Source organism: Salmonella sp. SAL00653, from assembly GCF_046552515.1.
Classification (GTDB): Bacteria; Pseudomonadota; Gammaproteobacteria; order Enterobacterales; family Enterobacteriaceae; genus Salmonella; species Salmonella enterica.
This window is the reverse complement of the sequence record NZ_JBGDTY010000006.1, coordinates 141,995-162,942: the sequence shown is the minus strand read 5'-3', so window position 1 is coordinate 162,942 and position 20,948 is coordinate 141,995. Positions and strand designations below refer to the sequence as shown.

General features: G+C 54.2%; 20 protein-coding genes. 7 read left to right on the top strand and 13 right to left on the bottom strand.

Annotated elements, in window-relative coordinates:
• Positions 1-7 precede the first annotated feature (7 nt).
• The 8 genes from ACLJRU_RS09695 to rppH form a co-directional block, all read right to left on the bottom strand.
• Positions 8-328 carry a prepilin-type N-terminal cleavage/methylation domain-containing protein gene (locus tag ACLJRU_RS09695; RefSeq protein ID WP_000019294.1) on the bottom strand — a complete coding sequence of 107 codons (321 nt, stop codon included), beginning with the start codon at positions 326-328 and terminating at the stop codon, positions 8-10.
• Positions 313-720, bottom strand: a complete 408-nt coding sequence (locus tag ACLJRU_RS09690) for a DUF2509 family protein (RefSeq protein ID WP_001078536.1) — start codon at positions 718-720, stop codon at positions 313-315. The genes ACLJRU_RS09695 and ACLJRU_RS09690 overlap by 16 nt, the downstream gene beginning before the upstream one ends.
• Positions 717-1,280, bottom strand: a complete 564-nt coding sequence (locus ACLJRU_RS09685; RefSeq protein ID WP_000029153.1) for a prepilin peptidase-dependent protein — start codon at positions 1,278-1,280, stop codon at positions 717-719. The genes ACLJRU_RS09690 and ACLJRU_RS09685 overlap by 4 nt, the downstream gene beginning before the upstream one ends.
• The gene (locus tag ACLJRU_RS09680; protein WP_000744668.1) at positions 1,271-1,741 is read right to left on the bottom strand and encodes a prepilin peptidase-dependent protein; all 471 of its coding nucleotides are present in this window, start codon (positions 1,739-1,741) and stop codon (positions 1,271-1,273) included. Before ACLJRU_RS09680 ends, ACLJRU_RS09685 begins: the two co-directional genes overlap by 10 nt.
• A gap of 184 nt (positions 1,742-1,925) precedes the next feature.
• The gene (gene thyA, locus ACLJRU_RS09675; protein ID WP_000816247.1) at positions 1,926-2,720 is read right to left on the bottom strand and encodes a thymidylate synthase; all 795 of its coding nucleotides are present in this window, start codon (positions 2,718-2,720) and stop codon (positions 1,926-1,928) included.
• A 6-nt stretch (positions 2,721-2,726) separates the two neighbouring features.
• On the bottom strand, positions 2,727-3,602 hold the full coding sequence (lgt, locus tag ACLJRU_RS09670; protein ID WP_023235220.1) for a prolipoprotein diacylglyceryl transferase: 876 nt from the start codon (positions 3,600-3,602) through the stop codon (positions 2,727-2,729).
• A 215-nt stretch (positions 3,603-3,817) separates the two neighbouring features.
• Positions 3,818-6,064 (bottom strand): phosphoenolpyruvate--protein phosphotransferase, encoded by a 2,247-nt coding sequence (ptsP, locus tag ACLJRU_RS09665; protein ID WP_011264379.1) that lies wholly within the window; start codon positions 6,062-6,064, stop codon positions 3,818-3,820.
• A 12-nt stretch (positions 6,065-6,076) separates the two neighbouring features.
• Positions 6,077-6,607, bottom strand: a complete 531-nt coding sequence (rppH, locus tag ACLJRU_RS09660; RefSeq protein WP_000564481.1) for an RNA pyrophosphohydrolase — start codon at positions 6,605-6,607, stop codon at positions 6,077-6,079.
• A 682-nt stretch (positions 6,608-7,289) separates the two neighbouring features.
• On the opposite strand from rppH, the gene mutH reads away from it, so the two are divergent.
• From mutH to ACLJRU_RS09640, 4 genes are all read left to right on the top strand, one after another.
• Complete coding sequence (gene mutH / locus ACLJRU_RS09655; RefSeq protein ID WP_001274931.1) at positions 7,290-7,985, top strand: DNA mismatch repair endonuclease MutH; 696 nt, start codon at positions 7,290-7,292, stop codon at positions 7,983-7,985.
• Positions 7,986-8,166: 181 nt separating this feature from the next.
• The gene (locus ACLJRU_RS09650; protein WP_000895635.1) at positions 8,167-8,880 is read left to right on the top strand and encodes a TerC family protein; all 714 of its coding nucleotides are present in this window, start codon (positions 8,167-8,169) and stop codon (positions 8,878-8,880) included.
• Between the two features lie 169 nt (positions 8,881-9,049).
• Positions 9,050-9,268, top strand: coding sequence for a YgdI/YgdR family lipoprotein (locus ACLJRU_RS09645; protein WP_000758662.1), 219 nt, complete (start codon positions 9,050-9,052; stop codon positions 9,266-9,268).
• Between the two features lie 190 nt (positions 9,269-9,458).
• On the top strand, positions 9,459-10,499 hold the full coding sequence (locus ACLJRU_RS09640; protein ID WP_000558960.1) for an NADP(H)-dependent aldo-keto reductase: 1,041 nt from the start codon (positions 9,459-9,461) through the stop codon (positions 10,497-10,499).
• Positions 10,500-10,585: 86 nt separating this feature from the next.
• Here the strand turns inward: ACLJRU_RS09640 and lplT are convergent, their stop codons facing one another.
• Both lplT and aas read right to left on the bottom strand, forming a co-directional pair.
• Entirely contained in the window at positions 10,586-11,788 is a 1,203-nt protein-coding gene (lplT, locus tag ACLJRU_RS09635; RefSeq protein ID WP_000004686.1) for a lysophospholipid transporter LplT, read from the bottom strand.
• Positions 11,781-13,940, bottom strand: a complete 2,160-nt coding sequence (gene aas / locus ACLJRU_RS09630; protein WP_000896083.1) for a bifunctional acyl-ACP--phospholipid O-acyltransferase/long-chain-fatty-acid--ACP ligase — start codon at positions 13,938-13,940, stop codon at positions 11,781-11,783. The genes lplT and aas overlap by 8 nt, the downstream gene beginning before the upstream one ends.
• 390 nt (positions 13,941-14,330) lie before the next feature.
• Here aas and galR point away from each other — a divergent pair, with 390 nt between their 5' ends.
• Together galR and ACLJRU_RS09620 are read left to right on the top strand one after the other, a co-directional pair.
• Entirely contained in the window at positions 14,331-15,359 is a 1,029-nt protein-coding gene (gene galR, locus ACLJRU_RS09625) for an HTH-type transcriptional regulator GalR (RefSeq protein WP_000201028.1), read from the top strand.
• 10 nt (positions 15,360-15,369) lie between these two features.
• The gene (locus ACLJRU_RS09620; protein WP_077916193.1) at positions 15,370-16,392 is read left to right on the top strand and encodes a LacI family DNA-binding transcriptional regulator; all 1,023 of its coding nucleotides are present in this window, start codon (positions 15,370-15,372) and stop codon (positions 16,390-16,392) included.
• 9 nt (positions 16,393-16,401) lie between these two features.
• On the opposite strand, the gene lysA is transcribed toward ACLJRU_RS09620, so the two are convergent.
• A complete protein-coding gene (lysA, locus tag ACLJRU_RS09615) occupies positions 16,402-17,664 on the bottom strand; it encodes a diaminopimelate decarboxylase (protein ID WP_000056579.1) in 1,263 nt (420 codons plus the stop codon).
• A gap of 117 nt (positions 17,665-17,781) precedes the next feature.
• Here lysA and ACLJRU_RS09610 point away from each other — a divergent pair, with 117 nt between their 5' ends.
• Positions 17,782-18,717 carry a LysR family transcriptional regulator gene (locus tag ACLJRU_RS09610; RefSeq protein ID WP_000741796.1) on the top strand — a complete coding sequence of 312 codons (936 nt, stop codon included), beginning with the start codon at positions 17,782-17,784 and terminating at the stop codon, positions 18,715-18,717.
• On the opposite strand, the gene ACLJRU_RS09605 is transcribed toward ACLJRU_RS09610, so the two are convergent.
• Together ACLJRU_RS09605 and araE are read right to left on the bottom strand one after the other, a co-directional pair.
• Complete coding sequence (locus ACLJRU_RS09605; protein WP_000848635.1) at positions 18,689-19,396, bottom strand: aspartate/glutamate racemase; 708 nt, start codon at positions 19,394-19,396, stop codon at positions 18,689-18,691. The two genes, ACLJRU_RS09610 and ACLJRU_RS09605, sit on opposite strands and share 29 nt — an antisense overlap.
• A gap of 112 nt (positions 19,397-19,508) precedes the next feature.
• Positions 19,509-20,927: an arabinose-proton symporter AraE gene (araE, locus tag ACLJRU_RS09600; protein WP_023235222.1), complete on the bottom strand. Its 1,419-nt coding sequence runs from the start codon at positions 20,925-20,927 to the stop codon at positions 19,509-19,511.
• Between the last annotated feature and the right edge of the window lie 21 nt (positions 20,928-20,948).

The following is a 20,948-nucleotide window of genomic DNA, read 5'->3' as shown; positions in this document are numbered from 1 at the left end:
CTGACGATTAACGATTTGGACAATGCAAGCGCGTCATTTGCCCCTGCCTGCCAGAGGGTGAAACCATCGTGACGCTGATGCTGACACATCCCGATTGCGTTGTCTGCATCCGGTTGGCCTTCCAGCCTTCAGCAGGCGAAAATGGATACAGCGCCGTTTGCTGCCACGCCTGCCGCCAGATCTGGAGATACTGGTGTCGTAATGCAAAACTGTGCATTAATACCCGCTGATAGCCTGACAGCGCGGTGACGATCATTACCATTAGAACCATCGCCACTAAAACTTCCGGGAGGCTAAACCCGCGTTGTAAATTCAGGGGATGCGACATAACGCCACCTCTTTTAACGGACAAAAATCACTCCAGCCGTGGGGAGAAAAGACAATGCTTCCCTGAATGACGTTGCCCAAACGCCATAACGTCATGCCGTCATCTTGCGCCGCCATCACCACCTCATCCCCCGATAATCTCCGCAAACAGACTCTTGCTCCTGAAGAGGAATAGCGCCGACATTCCATTTCGGTTACGCCTGACCATAGCTGCCCCCGCCCCCATTCCAGCGCCGACTGTACGAGCGCCTGGCGTTGTATCGCCATGCTCTGCGTCGTCACGCGGGCGGCATAGCTGGCCTGCTGCTGATTTACGCCTTGCAGTAGCAGACTGCCCAGAATCAGTATTAAAAGCGCCAGTATTAGCGAAGAAGCGCCACGTTCCCGATTCACAGATTAAATCCCGTTACGCTGTATTGCGCGTCAATAACCGTCTGAGGCTCGGCTTTGCTGGCGCCGCGCAGATGCAGCATGAGCACTGGCGAGAATCCCGTTATATCCCGGCGCTCAACGGTAAACGCCGTGATGAGTACCGTATTGGGATCGGTCATTTTTTCCCATCCCTTACCCTGGCAAGATGTTGCTCCGCGTAATGTCTCCAGAACGTTATCCTTCACACGAAACCCGGTCTGGTCGGCCTCTTTCGCCGGTATGGTATCCCAGACACCGTTATTATTCCCGTCCCACTGAACGATGACGCATTGCCCCTGTTCGGCAAGATGTAACCCTTCGCCAATACAGTGGCCATGACAGTAACCCGCACGTTGAAGATGCTTCGCTACGGTATAGGTTCGCTGCCAGATTTCATCTTCCAGCGATAACTGTCGCGTGTTGTGCCAGATTTCACGCTGTAGCGCCGGTAAAAATCGTGCGGACCCAAGCAGTAAAATGGAACCTATCGCCATCGCCAGCACAACTTCCAGTAGCGAGAACCCCCGCGTGGTTATTGACACGTGGCGGCCTCATTACGCTCGCATAGCCTGATTCGCCCCCAGGAGGAGACGACCAGACGCCACTCTCCGGCAGCGTTTTTCAGTACGATGTGCCCTGCCCATGCCGTATTGCGCAAGCCAAAGAAGGCTAACGACGGCGTGATATCGGCAAGGACGACATCACGCCAGTCGGGCGTAAACACAAAGGGGGAAGATGGCGTACACGATGTTTGCGTAGCAACAGAGCTGACAAAGCACCATGAACCGCCTTCGCTGACCACGCGAAGAATGTGATCGCGGTTATGCCAGTGAGCGTCCTCACGAAGTTGCAGCAGGTAATCCCGCACCTGACATGCGGTTTGCCACAGGCGCTGTTGCTGCTGCCAGCGTTGCCAGCCATAAAGTCCTGTGGCGCTGAGAATGATAATGAGCGACATCGCGACCACCGTTTCAATGAGCGTATAGCCCTGTTGTTTTTTCATGTCGGCAGTATGGCGGGCGGGGAAAAAATAACGAGCGCCAAATACAGATTGTTCGGCGCGTTACGAGAAAAAGTTCATGTCTTGCAGCGCGTTGCAAAATTTCAGGAATCCGCGCCGAAGATTGAGACGAAGGGTAAAAAAAACCGACGCGCAATGACGTCGGTTATGGCAGGATCGTCAGCGCTTAGATAGCGACCGGCGCTTTAATACCGGGGTGCGGATCATAACCTTCAATTTCGAAATCATCGAACCGGTAGTCAAAAAGCGAATCGGGTTTACGCTTAATGACCAACTTCGGCAGCGCGCGCGGTTCACGGCTTAATTGCAGGTGCGTCTGCTCCATATGGTTGCTGTACAGGTGCGTGTCGCCGCCGGTCCAGACAAAATCGCCGACGTCCAGGTCGCACTGTTGCGCCATCATATGCACCAGTAACGCGTAGCTGGCAATGTTGAACGGCAGACCGAGGAACACATCGCAGGAGCGCTGATAAAGCTGACAGGAGAGTTTTCCATCTGCGACATAAAACTGGAAAAAGGCGTGACACGGCGCCAACGCCATCTTATCCAGCTCGCCGACGTTCCACGCAGAAACGATAATACGACGAGAGTCCGGGTCGTTTTTAAGCTGGCTTAAGACCGTGGCGATCTGATCGATATGGCGGCCATCCGGTGTTGGCCATGCACGCCACTGCTTACCATAAACCGGGCCTAAATCGCCGTTCTCATCGGCCCATTCGTCCCAGATGGTGACATTATTTTCGTGCAGGTAAGCGATGTTGGTATCGCCCTGCAAAAACCATAGCAGTTCGTGAATAATTGAACGTAAATGGCAGCGTTTTGTCGTCACCAGAGGAAAGCCTTCCTGCAGGTTAAAACGCATCTGATGGCCAAAAATGGAAAGCGTGCCGGTGCCGGTACGGTCGTTTTTCTGTGTGCCTTCATCCAGCACTTTTTGCATCAGTTCTAAATACTGTTTCATGGTTCCTCAGGAAACGTGTTGCTGCGGGCGGCGGCGATATGCCCAAACCATCATGATCGCGCCAGCGATAATCATCGGGATAGAGAGAATCTGCCCCATGCTGATGTACTGTACCCACGCGCCGGTAAATTGCGCGTCCGGCTGGCGGAAGAATTCAACAATGATACGAAACGCGCCATAGCCAATCAGGAATAATCCGGAGACTGCGCCCATCGGACGCGGTTTGCGAATAAAGAGATTAAGGATGATAAACAGCACCACGCCTTCTAATGCCAGCTCATACAACTGGGAAGGGTGGCGTGGCAATACGCCGTAGGTATCAAAAATAGGCTGCCATTGCGGATGTGACGACAGCAGCGCAATATCTTCCGCGCGTGAGCCAGGAAAGAGCATGGCAAACCGGAAGTCAGGATCGACGCGCCCCCACAATTCACCGTTGATAAAGTTGCCCAGACGCCCGGCGCCCAGGCCGAACGGAATTAACGGCGCAATAAAATCAGACACCTGAAAGAACGAGCGCTTCGTGCGCCTGGCGAAGATAATCATCACCAGTATCACGCCGATAAGCCCGCCGTGGAAGGACATGCCGCCGTCCCAGACGCGGAATAAATAGAGCGGGTTATCCAGAAACAGAGGGAAGTTATAAAACAGGACATAGCCAATACGTCCCCCCAGGAAGACCCCCAGGAAACCTGCATAGAGTAAATTTTCAACTTCGTTTTTGGTCCAACCGCTTCCCGGACGGTTAGCGCGACGCACCGCCAACCACATCGCGAAAACGAACCCCACCAGATACATCAAGCCATACCAGTGAAGCGCGACGGGCCCAATTGAGAAAATGACCGGATCAAAGTCCGGAAAATGCAGATAGCTACTGGTCATCTGTCACCACAATTTCTTGTTATTTCGCTGAAGAGATAGCGATTGATAAGCGCGCCTGCGCGTTGCAGACGCTCCAAAGGTGCGAATAATAGCACAAGGGTTAAAAGCGAGATGCCGATTACCGTTAAAAGATATGTATACGCATTGTCTTTCATCTTGCAGGCGTGTTGTCTGCGCCGTGAATCCACAGTCACTCTCTTTTCCCGCTCCAGTCGTTACAACCCTCCGCGAATCAATCCCCCCATCCCGCGGCGCTCCATAAACGCCGCCACCTGATGACGCACTTCGGTCGCCATCTGCGCCTCAAGGCTGCGTCTGGCAAGGGTTTGCGCGTCTTCAAAATCGATATGCCGCAGCAGATATTTCACACGCGCTACCGAACGGCCATTCATCGAAAGATGGCGATATCCCAGACCGATAAGAATCGCCACGCACATCGGATCGCCCGCCATCTCGCCGCACAAGCGAAGATCGAGGCCATTTTTTTCGGCTTCCTGCGCAACCATGCTCAGTGCGCGCAGCATAGCCGGATGCAGACTGTCGTAAATACTGGCCACGCGGGTATTGTTGCGATCTACCGCCAGGATATATTGCGTTAAATCGTTGGTGCCGACCGAGATAAAGTCGATCCGGTTAGCCAGATGCGGCAGCATAAATACCATTGACGGTACTTCCAGCATAATGCCGATACGCGGTTTCGGGATCGCATAGCCGATCATCTCCTCGACCTCGCGCCCGGCGCGTTCGATCAGACGCCGCGCTTCATCGACTTCATCAATACTGGTGACCATCGGCAACAAAATGCTGAGGTTGCCAGTCGCCGCATTGGCGCGCAGCATCGCGCGGACCTGGATCAAAAAGATCTCCGGCTGATCCAGCGTAATGCGGATCCCGCGCCAGCCCAGACACGGGTTCTCCTCGCTGATCGGCATATAGGGCAGTTGCTTATCCGCTCCCACATCCAGGGTCCGCAGCGTCACCGGTTTATCGTTAAACATTTGCAGCATCCCTTGATACTGCGCCACCTGCTCTTCTTCCGAGGGAAACCCGCTTTGCAGCATGAAGGGAATTTCAGTACGGTACAGGCCGATACCGTCGATCCGACTGCCTAACTTTTCCTCATGCTCGGGGCTGAGCCCGGCATTCAGCATCACTTTGATACGCTCGCCGCTTTTCAGTTGGGCGGGAAGATTGACGTCGTCCTCCGCCAGACGACTGAGTTCTATCTCTTCACTAATGAGCCGCTGATATTCCTGAATAAGCACGGGTTCAGGATCGACCAGTAATTCACCGCGATAGCCATCCACCACCAACGTACGGCGATGTAGCACCGAAGGCTGGATATCCGCGCCCATGACAGTCGGGATACCGAGCGCGCGCACCATAATCGCCGCATGCGAGTTTGCCGCGCCGTCGCGCACCACAACGCCCGCCAGCCTGTCCTGCGGCAGCTCCGCCAGGGTGGTCGCCGACAGCTCATCCGCGACCAGAATAAAACGTTCCGGCCAGGCGTTTGGCCCCTGAACTGAATCATCAAGGTGGAATAACAGTCGCTGCCCCAGAGTGCGTAAGTCTCCCGCACGTTCTTTGAGGTAGTTATCGGTTAGCGCCGCAAATTGCTCGGCAAATTTTTCGATGATTTTTTTAACGGCCCACTCCGCAACAGCGCCTTTGTCGACCTCGGCGAAGAGTTCGCGACGCAGTCTGGCGTCTGAAAGCAGGTGTGAGTACAGATCGAAAATGGCCGCCGTCTCTTTTTGCGCGCCGGCGGCAAAGCGTTTGCTGTATCGTCGGAATTCGTTCGCCGCCTCTTCCAGCGCGCCGGTCAATCGTTCGCGTTCAAGAGAGGTATCCAGCGTAGACGCTTCGTAAACCTGTTCCATCAGCGGCATGGTCGCGTCTTGCCAGCCCGTTGCGATAGCCACGCCCGGCGCCGCAGGAAGCGCACGAATTCGCGTCTGCCGGTATTGCCCGAACAGCGCTGTGACCTGCGACTGTGACAGGATAGCCGCCATTTGCGTAGCGAGCGTGACGAGGAAAGACTCTTCGCTTTCATCGTACTGGCGCAATTCGCGCTGCTGTACGACCAGCACGCCGAGAAGTTGGCGACGCTGAATGATCGGCACGCCGAGAAACGCGCGAAAACGCTCCTCTTTTACCGAAGGAATGTATTTAAAGCTGGGATGTTTTTGCGCATCGGCAAGGTTAATGGGTTCCGCCAGTCTGCCCACCAGACCGACGATCCCCTCATCAAACGCAAGCGCAACGGTTCGACCACGCGGTTTTTTCAACCCCCGCGTCGCCATCAGGTAATAACAGCGTCGGTCATGATCGGCCAGGTAAACCGAGCAAACCTCTGTATCCATCGCAAGACAGATATCCGTGACCAGAATATTCAGCGCCTCGTTCAGACGCGGCGCACTGGCCACTTTTTCGACTATTTCGCGCAGGCGAGTGAGCATAATTTGCGTGGCTTAACCTCTTTTACGTCGATAAGCAGGCGCGCTTTGTAGCTTAGGGGGATTATCCTGAAGCGCCATGACAACACTTGCAAACTCTTTCATTACCCTGCGGTAGACATCGCGTTTAAATGACACCACTTGTCGAACCGGATACCAGTAACTTACCCAGCGCCAGCCGTCAAACTCCGGCGTACTGCTGGTTTGCATATTGATTTCGGCGTCGGCGCTCATTAACTGCAAAAGAAACCACTTTTGTTTCTGGCCGATACATACCGGCTTTGTGTCCCAACGCACCAAACGTTTTGGTAACTTGTAACGCAACCAGTTGCGAGTAGAAGCAAGGATCCGCACATCTTTACGGCTTAACCCAACTTCTTCAAACAGTTCCCGGTACATCGCCTGTTCTGCCGACTCCCCTGGATTTATCCCGCCCTGCGGGAACTGCCAGGAGTGCTGACCAAATCGCCGGGCCCACATCACCTGCCCCTGACGATTACAAATTACGATACCTACATTTGGGCGGTAGCCATCGTCATCAATCACCGGACTACCTCAACATAAACCTTATATATGAACGATTGTTTCATACTCCAGTGAGGCGGTAAACCACTCTGTAATAGTGACACAGCCTAATAACAATTGAATAACTCACAGTAAATAGCCGAGTTATAAACAGATGATGACGCCCTTGCGCCATTTTATTCACCTTTTCTGTGGATATAGTTGTGAAGAAGTATGGAATTACCACGGGAAAACCCAGAACAGTCTGAATTCCTCATGCTGGAGACAGTAAAAATAGTGCCTTATATTCATTGCGTTATAGACAAATCTTACATGCTACCTTCATAAAGCGTGACCAGCATCACATCTAAGATCCTTATGCTGATGAAAGATCAACCAGCGTCGGTTTTATCCACAGATTGTGCCAATAACTTACGCACTATTTGTCTGAATTTTCGATTTTCGTCGCACGTCAAGGCTGTAAATGGAAACAGTAGTGGCGGTTTTACACAGTTATCCCAACTTTCTGTGGATAACATAGTGTAAGATCCTGTTTATTGTCAGTGACCAGAATTGGAAAACCCGCTTCAGCGTTGCGCAACACGAAGAAACAACACAAAAAAGGCAATAAAAATCAGTCTATTGAATATAAGACACAGAAAAAGATAAACTCTGCCCATACGGTATAAAATCACTGCTCATTTTTTGACCTAAGGTAATTGTCATGTCCGCTCTTTGTCCGCTACTGACTCCGCCTGCTTCGGAAGCATTGCTGTTAGCCCAGGCGCGGCAGCTTTCCGGCTATACGTTAGGCGAGCTGGCGGCGATGGCCGGCATTACCACGCCTAAAGATTTGAAGCGAGACAAAGGCTGGATCGGCGTCTTGCTGGAGATCTGGCTCGGCGCCAGCGCCGGGAGCAAGCCGGAGCAGGATTTCGCCGCATTAGGCGTAGAACTGAAAACCATCCCGGTGGATAGTCTGGGTCGTCCTCTGGAAACAACCTTTGTTTGCGTGGCGCCGTTAACCGGTAACAGCGGCGTGACCTGGGAGACAAGTCACGTACGGCATAAATTGAAGCGCGTGCTATGGGTGCCGGTCGAAGGCGATCGCAGCATACCGTTAGCCGAACGCCGCGTAGGTTCGCCGCTACTCTGGAGTCCGAGTGAAGAAGAGGACAGGCAGCTACGCCTCGACTGGGAAGAGCTGATGGACATGATAGTGCTGGGCCAGGTGGAACGCATTACCGCCCGTCATGGCGAAGTCTTGCAACTGCGGCCCAAAGCCGCCAATTCCAGGGCGCTCACCGAGGCTATCGGCGCGCGCGGGGAACCTATTTTGACGCTACCGCGTGGATTTTATCTGAAAAAAAATTTTACGCAGGCGCTGCTGGCTCGCCATTTTTTATTGCAGAATCCGTAACGTCCATTACACGCAAATGCGCCTCCGCTATGGCTACGCGTCGGACCGACGCCCGATAAACGTAAGCGTATTGTCGCCGCTATTTTACACCGTTCCTGGATGCGCAAAATCAGCCTGGGCTTTCGCCCGTCACTCGACGGGCCTATAATTACCGCTTCTTTTTTTGGCAGGACTTTGTTCGATGTTATTTGCATGGATAACCGATCCTAATGCCTGGCTGGCGCTCGGTACGCTGACGCTGCTGGAGATTGTACTTGGGATCGACAACATTATTTTTCTTTCTCTGGTGGTAGCAAAACTTCCTACGGCGCAACGGAACCACGCACGGCGGCTTGGGTTGGCGGCGGCGATGGTCATGCGCCTGGCGCTGCTGGCGTCAATCGCCTGGGTCACTCGTCTGACTAATCCGCTGTTTGAGCTTTTCGGCGAAGCGATTTCCGCCCGCGATCTCATTCTGTTACTGGGCGGGTTATTTTTAATCTGGAAAGCCAGCAAGGAGATCCATGAGTCCATCGAAGGCGAAGAAGAAGGGTTAAAAACCCGGGTTTCTTCTTTCCTGGGCGCAATAGTGCAGATTATGCTGCTGGATATTATTTTCAGCCTTGATTCAGTTATCACAGCGGTTGGCCTCTCCGATCATCTGTTTATTATGATGGCGGCAGTCGTTATTGCCGTGGGCGTCATGATGTTTGCGGCACGGCCCATCGGCGAGTTTGTCGATCGCCATCCGTCGGTAAAAATGCTGGCGCTCTCCTTTCTGATCCTGGTTGGCTTTACCCTGATTCTGGAAAGTTTCGACGTTCACGTTCCGAAAGGGTATATCTATTTCGCCATGTTCTTCTCTATCGCAGTAGAGAGCCTGAACCTGTTGCGTAATAAAAAGAATCCGCTGTAATCCTGTTTCGCTCCCCCGCCGGGGAGCGAATACTCACTTTATTTCCTTTCTTCTCACAGATTAAGATTTTGCTGCTTCCGACATGCAGAGCTGCGCGTTATTACTAGACTATTATCAGACATATGATTAACAGACTATTATCAGATGCAGGCTACGTGAGGACAAACGGATGAAAAAGTGGGCAGTTGTAATTTCCGCAGTAGGGTTGGCTTTTGCGGTATCCGGATGCAGCAGCGATTATGTAATGGCGACGAAAGATGGTCGTATGATCCTGACCGATGGAAAACCGCAAGTTGACGATGATACCGGTCTGGTCAGCTATACCGATGCACAGGGAAACGAGATGCAAATCAACCGTGACGAAGTGTCTCAAATCATCGAACGTTAAGCGGTGGCCTGTGATCGAGGTCAGCGTTCTGCAAGCCTTCAGGCTGCGTCCCGTAACGGTGCGTGGCGACCACGCCCGGTAACAATTACGCCGCGCAGCCTGCAATTTTACTTTCCCTTTTGCCTTCCCTCTGCCATTTTTATTGTCCTTTGTCGGGAATTTCTGACTTCATAATAAAAAGGAAACGGCTATGCACTATCACCGTATACCCCACAGCTCGCTCGAAGTAAGTACGCTAGGGCTGGGCACAATGACATTTGGTGAACAAAACAGCGAAGCCGACGCTCACGCACAGCTCGACTATGCCATCGCAAATGGCATTAACCTTATCGATGCCGCCGAGATGTATCCGGTACCGCCGCGCCCGGAAACACAAGGGCTGACGGAGTCCTATATCGGTAACTGGCTCGCCAAACGCGGCAACCGTGAAAAACTGATCATCGCCAGCAAAGTTAGCGGACCGGCACGTAATAATGATCAAGGCATCCGGCCTCATCAGGCGCTGGATCGTAAAAATATTCGCGAAGCGCTACACGACAGTTTGACCCGATTGCAGACCGACTATCTGGATTTGTATCAGGTGCACTGGCCGCAGCGCCCCACTAACTGCTTCGGTAAACTCGGCTATAACTGGACGGACTCCACGCCAGTAGTAAGTCTGCTGGAGACGTTAGACGCGCTAAGTGAGTTTCAGCGAGCGGGTAAGATTCGTTATATTGGCGTTTCAAATGAGACAGCGTTTGGCGTTATGCGCTATCTGCATCTGGCGGAAAAACATGACCTGCCGCGTATTGTCACGATCCAGAACCCCTATAGCCTGTTAAACCGCAGCTACGAGGTCGGACTGGCGGAAGTCAGCCAGTATGAAGGTGTTGAATTGCTCGCCTATTCCTGTCTGGCGTTTGGCACATTAACCGGTAAATACCTGAACGGGGCCAAACCCGCAGGCGCGCGGAATACCCTGTTCAGCCGCTTCACACGTTACAGCGGCGAACAGGCGCAAAAAGCCGTTGCCGCCTACGTCGATATCGCGAAGCGTCACAATCTTGATCCGGCGCAGATGGCGCTGGCCTTTGTTCGCCGCCAGCCGTTTGTCGCCAGTACGTTACTGGGCGCAACCACGATGGCGCAGCTCAAGACGAATGTGGAAAGTCTGCATCTGACGTTAAGCGAAGAGGTTCTGGCGGAGATTGAGGCGGCGCATCAGGTTTATACCTACCCGGCGCCGTGATGGTCAGTGCCCGGTGGCGCTACGCTTCCGGGCTTACAGAGACAATGTAAGCCGGATAACGCGCGCTCGCCGCCCGGCGTATTCACTCAGTATGATGCCTGCCGGCGCTGCCAGATCCACAGCGCCGCGATCGCCAGCGCGAACAGCACGCCAAAGCCGATACCTATCGCCACTGCCGGAACGCCAACCAGCACCGCCAGCGAGTACAGTCCCAGCATTAATAGCATGGCGCTATTCTCGCCCAGATTTTGTACGGCAATGGCATTCCCGGCGCCAACGCTCTTCTTACCGCGCTCCTGGAGCAAGGCGTTGAGCGGCACCACAAAAAAGCCGCCCAGCATACCTATCAACAGCAACAAGGCATAAGCAGGCAGCAATGCGTGCTGTAATGAGAAGATCGCAACCACAACGCCAATCAAAATCCCGGCGGGCATACAGCGCGATACGGTCTCCAGCGTCACCAGTTTTGCCGCCGCGCCCGCGCCGACCACAATGCCTACCGCCACCATGGCGTTCAGGTAAGTCGGCGTGGCGTTATCCGTAATCCCCAGCGCCACCGGCACCCACAGCACCAGCAGAAAACGCAGCGTCACGCCTGCGCCCCAGAATAGCCCGGTCCCCACCAGCGAAAAACGCGTTTCACCGTTACGCCAAAGGACAACGCAAGCGCTGAAGAAGCTACGCGTCATCGCCGACAACCGCCAGGATTGTCCTGGACGCGCCGCCACAAGCTTCGGGATAAACAGGTTCGCCGCCACTGCGCCAGCGTAGGCCAACGCGCAGGCAACCAGCGCGGCGATGACATGCCAGTCGGCCAATACGCCGCCCGCGACGGAACCGAGCAAAATCGCCGCAATCGTAGAGGCTTCCATCAGACCATTGGCTTTCACCAACTTATCGCCCGTCGTCAGTTCGCCCAGAATACCGTATTTCGCCGGAGAATAAGCCGCCGCGCCAATCCCGACCAACGTATAACCGACAAAAGGATTTACGCCGAGGCAGATACCTGCCGCTCCCGCCAGTTTAAGACCATTGGCGACCATCATCACCCGGCCTTTGGCAAAGCTGTCCGCTATCTGGCCGACAAACGGCGCAAAAAGAATGTAAGCGCCCACAAACACCATTTGCAAAACAGGCTGGCTCCAGTCCGGGTAAAACTGAGCTTTCAGCAGTGCCAGCGTCGCGAACAGCAGCGCATTATCGCCAAAAGCCGAGAGAAACTGCGCGACAATAACCGACAGCATCCCTTTCGACCAGATGGAGGTGTTAGTACGTACTGACTCACTCATGATGTTGTTCCGGCGCATCCACCCAACTTTTCAGCGTCACAAAATCGGGTTTCCCGCTGCCAAGCAAGGGAAGCTGCTTCAGATAACGGATATCACGCGGGACGGCCAGTTCCGGAATACCGTGTTCACGGGCATAGTGCTGTAACTTTTCTCGGGTGAGTTCGCTGTCAGTCGTAAACAGTACCAGCGCTTCACCTTTGCTGGCATCGCTTTTAATGGCGGTAGCGTGCATTTTCTCCGCCGAAACGCCAAGCGCCAGTTGCTCGACCATCTCCAGCGAGACCATTTCGCCAGCAATTTTTGCAAAGCGTTTCGCGCGCCCCTGAATCTGCACAAAACCATTTTCATCGAAGCGTACAATATCGCCCGTGTCGTACCACCCGCGCTCGGTTTCGCCTCTGGCGTTTTCCGCCGACGGCACCTCCAGCACGCCCGGTTTTTCCACGCGCAGATAGCCATTCATGATATTCGGCCCTTTCAGCTGTAGCCGACCGCCGTTTTCAATACCGGGCACCGCCAGCAGACGCGCGTCCATGCCAGGCAGAATGCGGCCAACAGTGCCAGGCTTAGCCGCCATCGGCACGTTAATCGAGACTACTGGCGCGCATTCCGTTACCCCGTAGCCCTCAAGAATGCGCAGACCGAATTTATCCTGCCACAGTTGTTTGGTGCTCTCCTGAAGTTTTTCCGCACCGGCCACCACATAGCGCAGACGATAAAAATCATACGGATTGGCAAAGCGCGCATAGTTGCCGAGGAAGGTTGACGTACCAAACAGCACGGTACAGTTACGGTCATAGACCAGTTCCGGCACAATGCGATAGTGCAGCGGACTTGGATAAAGAAACACTTCCGCGCCGGTCAACAACGGCGTAAACAGGCCCACCGTCAAACCGAACGAGTGAAAGAGCGGCAGCGCCGACATAAAACGGTCATTGGCGGTGAAATCCGCAATCGTTTTTATCTGCTCGACGTTCGCCAGAATGCTTTTATGGCTGTGCACCACCCCTTTCGGGTGCCCTTCCGAGCCGGAAGTAAAAAGGATAATCGCCTCGTCTTCCGGCTGCTGTTTTACCTGCGCCAGTCGCGGTGCCAGGAGGTGGGCAAAAATCCACAGCTTGTCGGCGGGCGTGACGTCCGCTTTTAAATCTTCCAGGTAAACCCAGCGAACCTGCGTTAGCTGTTCCGGCAGGTGCCACAATTTACCTTTATCGAGGAACTGGCGGGAGGTAAAAATCGTTTTAATTTCCGCCGCGGTAATCGCGCTGGTCAGCCCTTTTACCCCCGCTGTGTAGTTCATCATGGCCGGAATGCGGCGACGAGAAACCGCGCCGAAAATCACCGCCGCGCTGATGGCGGCATTCGGCAGCATTAAACCGATTTTCTCGCCCTCAACGCTGTACTTTTCCAGAATCCGGCCAACAAAAAGCGTCTTGGTCAGTAACTTACGATACGTATCCGGCGTAAAGTTAATGTCCTCAATACAGTTTTTACCCGCGCCGTAACGATATTGCGCCGCCAGCAACGATTCGTATAACGTCTCGCGCGGGCGCACCGCCATACGCGCTTCCATCATGATCTGGTGCAGCATCTCACCCGCTATCTTACGTCTGTCGCGCGCGCGCGGCGCTTCCGGCATCGGTATTTGCGTCGGCGGTAAAATATGAAGCTGAATGCGGGGGAATAAGCGCCGTTTAACCAGACCTTTCAGGCGGCTGAAAGGGGTAAGCTCCGCGCCGTCAATGCGGAGCGGAATGACGGTTGCGCCCGATTTTGCCGCCACAAAGCCTGCGCCGTCATAAATTTTCATCAGCGAGCCGGTCACGGAAATCCGCCCTTCCGGGAAAATCACCACTGGACGCCCCTGTTCCACCAGACGTACCAAGTGTTTAATGGACATGGGTTTAGTGGGATCGAGCGGTACAAAATCGATCAGCGGCGTTAACCAGCGCATATACCATTGCTGGCTGATGGAGGTATATACCGCAAAGACAGGCCGTACCGGCAAAAACAGCGCCAGTAGCATACCATCGATAAATGAAACGTGATTGGGGGTAATTAAGACCCGGTTCCCCTGTAGCGCCTGGACATCGCCAGTGACGCGCACACGATAAAGCACGCGAAACAGGTTACGGAAAAATCCAAACAGCATTTCAACTCCCTTTGGCCGACAATTCGCTAAAACATGAATTGTGGCAGATTACACGAGTTGCGTAACAGGAGCGATAGCAAAATAGGTTCGAAAAAAAACCTGCGCATCTCTACGCAGGTTGGTGTAATTCGTGTGATCAACAATGACGTTGATTCCACCTATCAATACCTCTGGGATCACCACTCTATCAACCTGACTCGCTGGCCTGCCAGCAGACAATCGCAACAGCGCTTCGCAAACTGTAACGAAAGATTTGTATTGTCACTTTACAGACGCATTTCTCCCGTGCAGGTCACATTTGCCCGACACGGCGGGGCAAGAGGCTTGAACAGACGTTCATTTTCCGTAAAACTGGCGTAATGTAAGCGTTTACCCACTATAGGTATTATCATGGCGACCATAAAAGATGTAGCCCGACTGGCCGGTGTTTCAGTCGCCACCGTTTCTCGCGTTATTAACGATTCGCCAAAAGCCAGCGAAGCGTCCCGGCTGGCGGTGACCAGCGCAATGGAGTCCTTGAGCTATCACCCTAACGCCAACGCGCGCGCGCTGGCACAGCAGGCAACGGAAACCCTCGGTCTGGTGGTCGGCGACGTTTCCGATCCTTTTTTCGGCGCGATGGTGAAAGCCGTTGAACAGGTGGCGTATCACACCGGCAATTTTTTACTGATTGGCAACGGGTATCATAACGAACAAAAAGAGCGTCAGGCTATTGAACAGTTGATTCGTCATCGTTGCGCAGCGTTAGTGGTGCACGCCAAAATGATTCCGGATGCGGACCTGGCCTCATTAATGAAGCAAATCCCCGGCATGGTGCTGATTAACCGCATTTTACCGGGGTTAGAACATCGCTGTGTCGCGCTGGATGACCGTTACGGGGCATGGCTGGCGACCCGGCATCTGATCCAGCAAGGTCATACGCGTATTGGGTATATCTGTTCCAATCACACTATCTCTGATGCCGAAGATCGCCTGAGGGGCTATTACGATGCGCTGGCGGAAAGCCATATCCCGGCTAACGATCGGCTGGTGACGTTCGGCGAACCGGATGAAAGCGGCGGCGAGCAGGCGATGACTGAGTTATTAGGTCGCGGCAGACATTTTACCGCGGTGGCCTGCTATAACGACTCGATGGCGGCCGGCGCAATGGGAGTATTAAATGATAATGGCGTGGGGGTGCCGGGCGAAGTATCGCTCATCGGTTTTGATGATGTACTGGTCTCACGCTATGTGCGCCCCCGACTGACCACCATTCGGTATCCGATCGTCACCATGGCGACACAGGCGGCGGAACTGGCGTTAGCGCTGGCAGGGAAATGCCCTACGCCGGAAGTGACCCATGTATTTAGTCCGACACTGGTACGCCGACATTCGGTATCCACGCCGACGGATACCGGACACCTGTCGACAACCGATTAATCAGGGTAGCATGATGGCGACAATGCTGGATGTTTCCCGCCATGCGGGCGCATCAAAGGCCACCGTCTCACGAGTGCTGAATGGGACGGGGCAGGTAAAAGAAAGCACGCGCCAGAAAGTGTTTACGGCGATGCAGGCTCTGGACTATCGCCCCAACCTGCTGGCACGCTCGCTGGCGAATCGCACCAGCAACAGCATCGGTCTGGTCGTCTCTACGTTTGACGGCTTCTATTTCGGCAGTTTGTTGCGCCGGGCGTCGCGCCAGGCGGAGTTGCATAACAAGCAGTTGATCGTCACCGATGGTCACGATACGCCGGAACGAGAGCAGAAAGCCGTACAAATGCTGGCCGACAGACAGTGCGACGCTATTATTCTTTACACTCGCTATATGGATGAGCCAGCGATTTTGTCGTTGATTGACGCCACGGAAATGCCGCTGGTGATTATTAATCGCAACGTCACTCAGGCCCGCGATCGCGCTATTTTCTTCGAGCAGGAGACGGCGGCATTCCAGGCGGTGGAATATCTGATTACGCAGGGCCATCGCGATATCGCCTGTATTACGCTGCCTGTTCATACTCCCACCGGCACATCACGCGTAGCGGGTTATCGCAAGGCGCTGGAAAAGTATGGCATTCCCTGGCAACCGGCAAAAGTGAAATACGGCGATTACACGCTGACGCGCGGCTATGACGCCTGCCGGGAATTACTGGAGGAAGGCGTCACGTTTAGCGCGCTATTCGCCTGTAATGATGACACGGCGCTGGGCGCGGCAAAAGCGCTGCGCCAGGCCGGATTACGCATCCCACAGGATGTGTCGCTGTTTAGTTTTGACGATGCGCCGGGCGCAACCTGGCTTGAACCGGGGCTTTCAACAGTCTATTTACCCATCGCGGATATGATAGCCACCGCGATCGATCAGGCCGTTCGTCTGGCGAACAGCGAGCCGGTCGCCCCGATCCCACCCTTTACCGGCACGCTGATTCTGCGCGAGTCCGTCGCCGCGGGCCCGTTTTTTCAACGTCCGGCCTAATGATGCGCTTCAAAGCATCTCCAGCGCTAACAGCTCTTCAATGGTCTGACGACGGCGGATCAGCCGCGCCTGTCCATTGTCAAACAGTACTTCCGGCAGGAGCGGGCGGCTGTTGTAATTCGATGACATAGACGCGCCGTACGCGCCGGTATCGTGCAATACGAGGTAATCGCCGGGGATGACCGCAGGTAAGGCACGTGTTTCAACCATTCCCCCTTCCTGCTGCGTAAAAACATCGCCTGATTCGCATAGCGGCCCGGCGACCACCGTCTCGACCCACGGGCCATTTTCAAGCGCGCGACCATCCGCCGCCAGCGCCGAAATATGGTGATAGCTACCGTACATCGCCGGGCGCATCAGATCGTTAAAACCAGCGTCGACCAGCACGAAATGGCGGCTTCCCATCTGTTTTACGCTACGCACCTGCGTTACCAGCACGCCCGATTGCGCCACCAGAAAACGTCCGGGTTCGATCTCAAGTTTGACCGCATGTCCCAGATGGCGGGCGATTTGCTCGCGCGCCGCGTTCCACAGGCCATAGTAATGGCGCGTATCAACGGGCTCTTCTCCCTCACGATAAGGTATCGAGAGTCCGCCGCCTGCCGAAATCGCCTCCACATCCTGACCACATTCCAGCACCTGGCGTACCATCGCGCCGCAAACCTGCTCCAGATGGCCATAATCGACGCCGGAACCAATGTGCATATGGATACCGACAAGTTTCAGTCGGTATTTCTGCATTATCGCCAGCGCCGCCGGAAGATCGCTATGCCAGATGCCGTGTTTGCTGTTTTCGCCCCCGGTGTTGGTTTTCTGGCTGTGGCCGTGACCAAAGCCAGGATTCACGCGCAACCAGACGCGATGCCCAGGCGAAACCTGACCAAGCTGCGTCAGCATATCTACCGAACCGGCATTGACCGGAATATGCAGTTCGCTGACGCGCGCCAGCGTGGCGGCGTCAATCACATCGGCGGTAAAAACGATATCATCAGGGCACGTTTGCGGATCGTAGCCCGCCGCCAGCGCACGTTCGATCTCCCCCAATGAAACAGAATCCACCTTAACGCCCTGCGCGCGCATTAAGCGCAGGATATGAATGTTCGAACAGGCTTTTTGCGCAAAACGCACGACGTCAAACTGCTGCAGGGCGGCTATCTGACGGCGAATAATGTGCGCGTCATAGACCCAGACCGGACAGCCGAATTCAGCAGGCAATCTGAGCAAATTTTCAGCGTTAAGGTCAGTTTCAGCGTGATAATGCGGCAATGACATAACAAACTCCGGAACAGGCTTTTTAACGATTACGCCATACCTTAGAAAGAATAAAAAATATCGTTTTATTGTCAGTCTATGCAAAAATGATATGGGATAAATGATTCAGGGAAACGTATGGCTGCCGTTAATTTACGTCACATTGAAATTTTTCATGCCGTAATGACCGCCGGAAATCTCACCGAAGCGGCGCGGCTGCTGCATACCTCGCAGCCTACCGTCAGTCGCGAGCTGGCGCGTTTTGAGAAAGTGCTGGGATTAACGCTGTTTGAGCGCACACGCGGGCGCTTACATCCGACGGTGCAAGGGCTACGCCTGTTCGAAGAGGTACAACGCTCCTGGTATGGGTTGGATCGCATCGTCAGCGCGGCGGAAAGTCTGCGCGAGTTCCGTCAGGGCGAGCTCTCTATCGCCTGCCTGCCGGTCTTTTCACAATCCTTTTTGCCGCCGCTACTACCACCATTTCTGGCGCGTTATCCGGATGTCAGCCTGAATATTGTGCCGCAGGAGTCGCCGTTGCTGGAAGAGTGGCTCTCCGCCCAGCGCCACGACTTAGGGCTGACGGAGACGCTTCATGCCCCGGCAGGAACAACCCGTACCGAGTTACTAACGCTAAATGAAGTGTGCGTACTTCCCTGCGACCATCCGCTTGCCGCCAAAACGGTACTGACGCCAGACGATTTTCAGGGGGAAAACTTTATCAGCCTCTCCCGCCTGGACAGCTATCGACAGTTATTGGATACGTTATTTGCCGAACATCAGGTGAAGCGCAGAATGGTGGTGGAAACGCATAGCGCGGCCTCCGTCTGCGCGATGGTGCGCGCCGGGGCGGGCGTTTCGATCGTTAACCCGCTGACCGCGCTGGACTATGCCGCCAACGGCGTCACCGTTCGCCGCTTCAGCATTGACGTGCCCTTTACCGTCAGCCTGATTCGCCCGCTACACCGCCCCGCCTCCGCGCTGGTTGACGCCTTCAGTAAGCATTTACAAACGCATCTTTCGCGCCTGGTCGAACCGCTGGAGGTTATTCTGGGGCCGATGACGAAAGCATAAAGCTCACGGCATCTGCGGCATGAATTGCCGTGGTATCGAAAACCGGTAGCGCGCTTTGCGTCTGGGGAACAAGCAAACCTATTTCAGTACAGCCAAAAATAACGCCCTGCGCGCCTTGCGCAGCCAGTTGTTCGATAACCTGTAAATAATAGTGGCGCGACGCGTCAGTGAATGTCCCCTGACAGAGCTCGTCAAAAATCACCTGATTGATACGCGCCCGATCGTCCGCCTCCGGCACGATGGTCTCAATCGCAAATTGCTGTTCCAGCCGCCCGCGATAAAAATCCTGTTCCATCGTATAGCGAGTCCCTAATAGCGCCACGCGATGCAACCCCTGACGGGCGATAGCTCGCCCGGTAGCATCCGCGATGTGCAGGAAAGGCAGAGAACAACGAGATTCAATAATGTACGCGATTTTATGCATGGTGTTGGTACACAGCACAATGCCTTCTGCGCCCGCCTGCTGTAACCCCTGCGCGGCCTGCGCCAGGATATCGCCCGCTTTATCCCACTCGCCGCGGCGTTGACATACTTCAATATCGTGGAAATCTACGCTATGCAGCAGTAAGCTCGCCGAGTGCAGGCCTCCCAGCTGCTGTTTAATGCCTTCATTGATTAAACGGTAATAAGGGATAGTCGATTCCCAGCTCATCCCCCCCAACAGTCCGATCGTTTTCACTGCGCTCTCCTTTTTGTAAAGCATTATGGCAGTGAAGCAAACTTACACATCCGTTTCCAGTCTATTTTTCATCATGCCGGATAACAGGCGTCATCCGGCATGGGAGGGGGGATTACACGCCAATATTTCTTAGCTTCTCGCCCGCCATTAGCTTGCGTTCGATATGCTCCAGGGTGACATTTTTGGTTTCCGGAATCAGCCAGAAAGTGATGCCGATAAAAGCGATATTCAGCGCGGTGTAGAGCCAGAATGTACCTGCCGCGCCAATACTGTCCAACAGTGTCAGGAATGTCGCGCCGATGATCATGTTCGATACCCAGTTTGTCGTGGTTGAACAGGTAATGCCAAAATTACGGCATTTCAGCGGCTGGATTTCCGAACACAGTATCCACACCACCGGAGCGGCGCTCATCGCGTAACCGGCGATACACATCATCGTCATCCCAACGGAAAGCCAGGAGAGACCGCTTGATGCCGTACCGTTATCAAACTGCATCAGGCAGTAGCCCAACACCAATGTCCCTAACGCCATTACGCTGAAACCGATTTTTAACGCCGGTTTACGCCCGGCCTTATCGACCGTAAAGACGGCGATAAACGTCGCGAACATAAAGGTCAGTCCGACCACCAGCGTGGCGATCATTTGCTGTTCCGTGGTGGTAAAGCCGGCCATTTTAAAAATGCGCGGCGCATAGTACATAATGATGTTCATGCCGGTGAACTGCTGCATTGCCTGTAGCAGCATACCGAGGAACACGGCGCGGCGAACATTGCGGTTAGCTTTAAATAATGCCCACCCGCCCTGCTTGAGTTTGAGGCTTTCCCGAATCTCATTCAGTTCATCACGGGCTTTTTCCGAGGTATCGCGCAGCATACGCAGCACCTCTTCCGCTTCAATATGGCGACCTTTTTGCGCCAGCCAACGCGGACTATTCGGCAGGAATACCACGAGAATAATGAGCAACACCGCAGGCAGCGCCAGCACGCCCAACATCGCGCGCCAGTTGCCGCTGTAGCTGAATGCCGTATCGGATAAAAAAGCCAGCACAATGCCTAACGTCACCATCAGTTGATACATACTGATCATTTTGCCGCGAACATTTTCACTTGCCATTTCAGAGAGATAAAGCGGCGCGGTATAGGACGCAATCCCTACTGCTACGCCCAGTATCACGCGGGCGCCAATCAATACTTCCACGCTGGAAGCAAACGCCGACCCCAGCGAGCCGAGCACGAACAAAATCGCGCCAGCCATCAGGCTATACTTACGCCCCAGCCGGAATGAAAGCCAGCCGTTAAATAATGCGCCAATTGCCGCGCCAAGCATCATACTGCTGACGACCCATTCCTGCAGCCGGCTGGTCAGTACGAAATGGTCGGTAATAAAAGGCAGCGCCCCGGCGATAACGCCGATATCCAGACCAAATAACAGTCCCGCTACCGCTGCAGAAACCGAAACAAACATATTCATACGTCGTGTGTCGCGAAGCGAACGCGGCGTTAAAGCAGAGTCATGATTAATAGAGACCATATTTTCCTGCCACAACAGAGT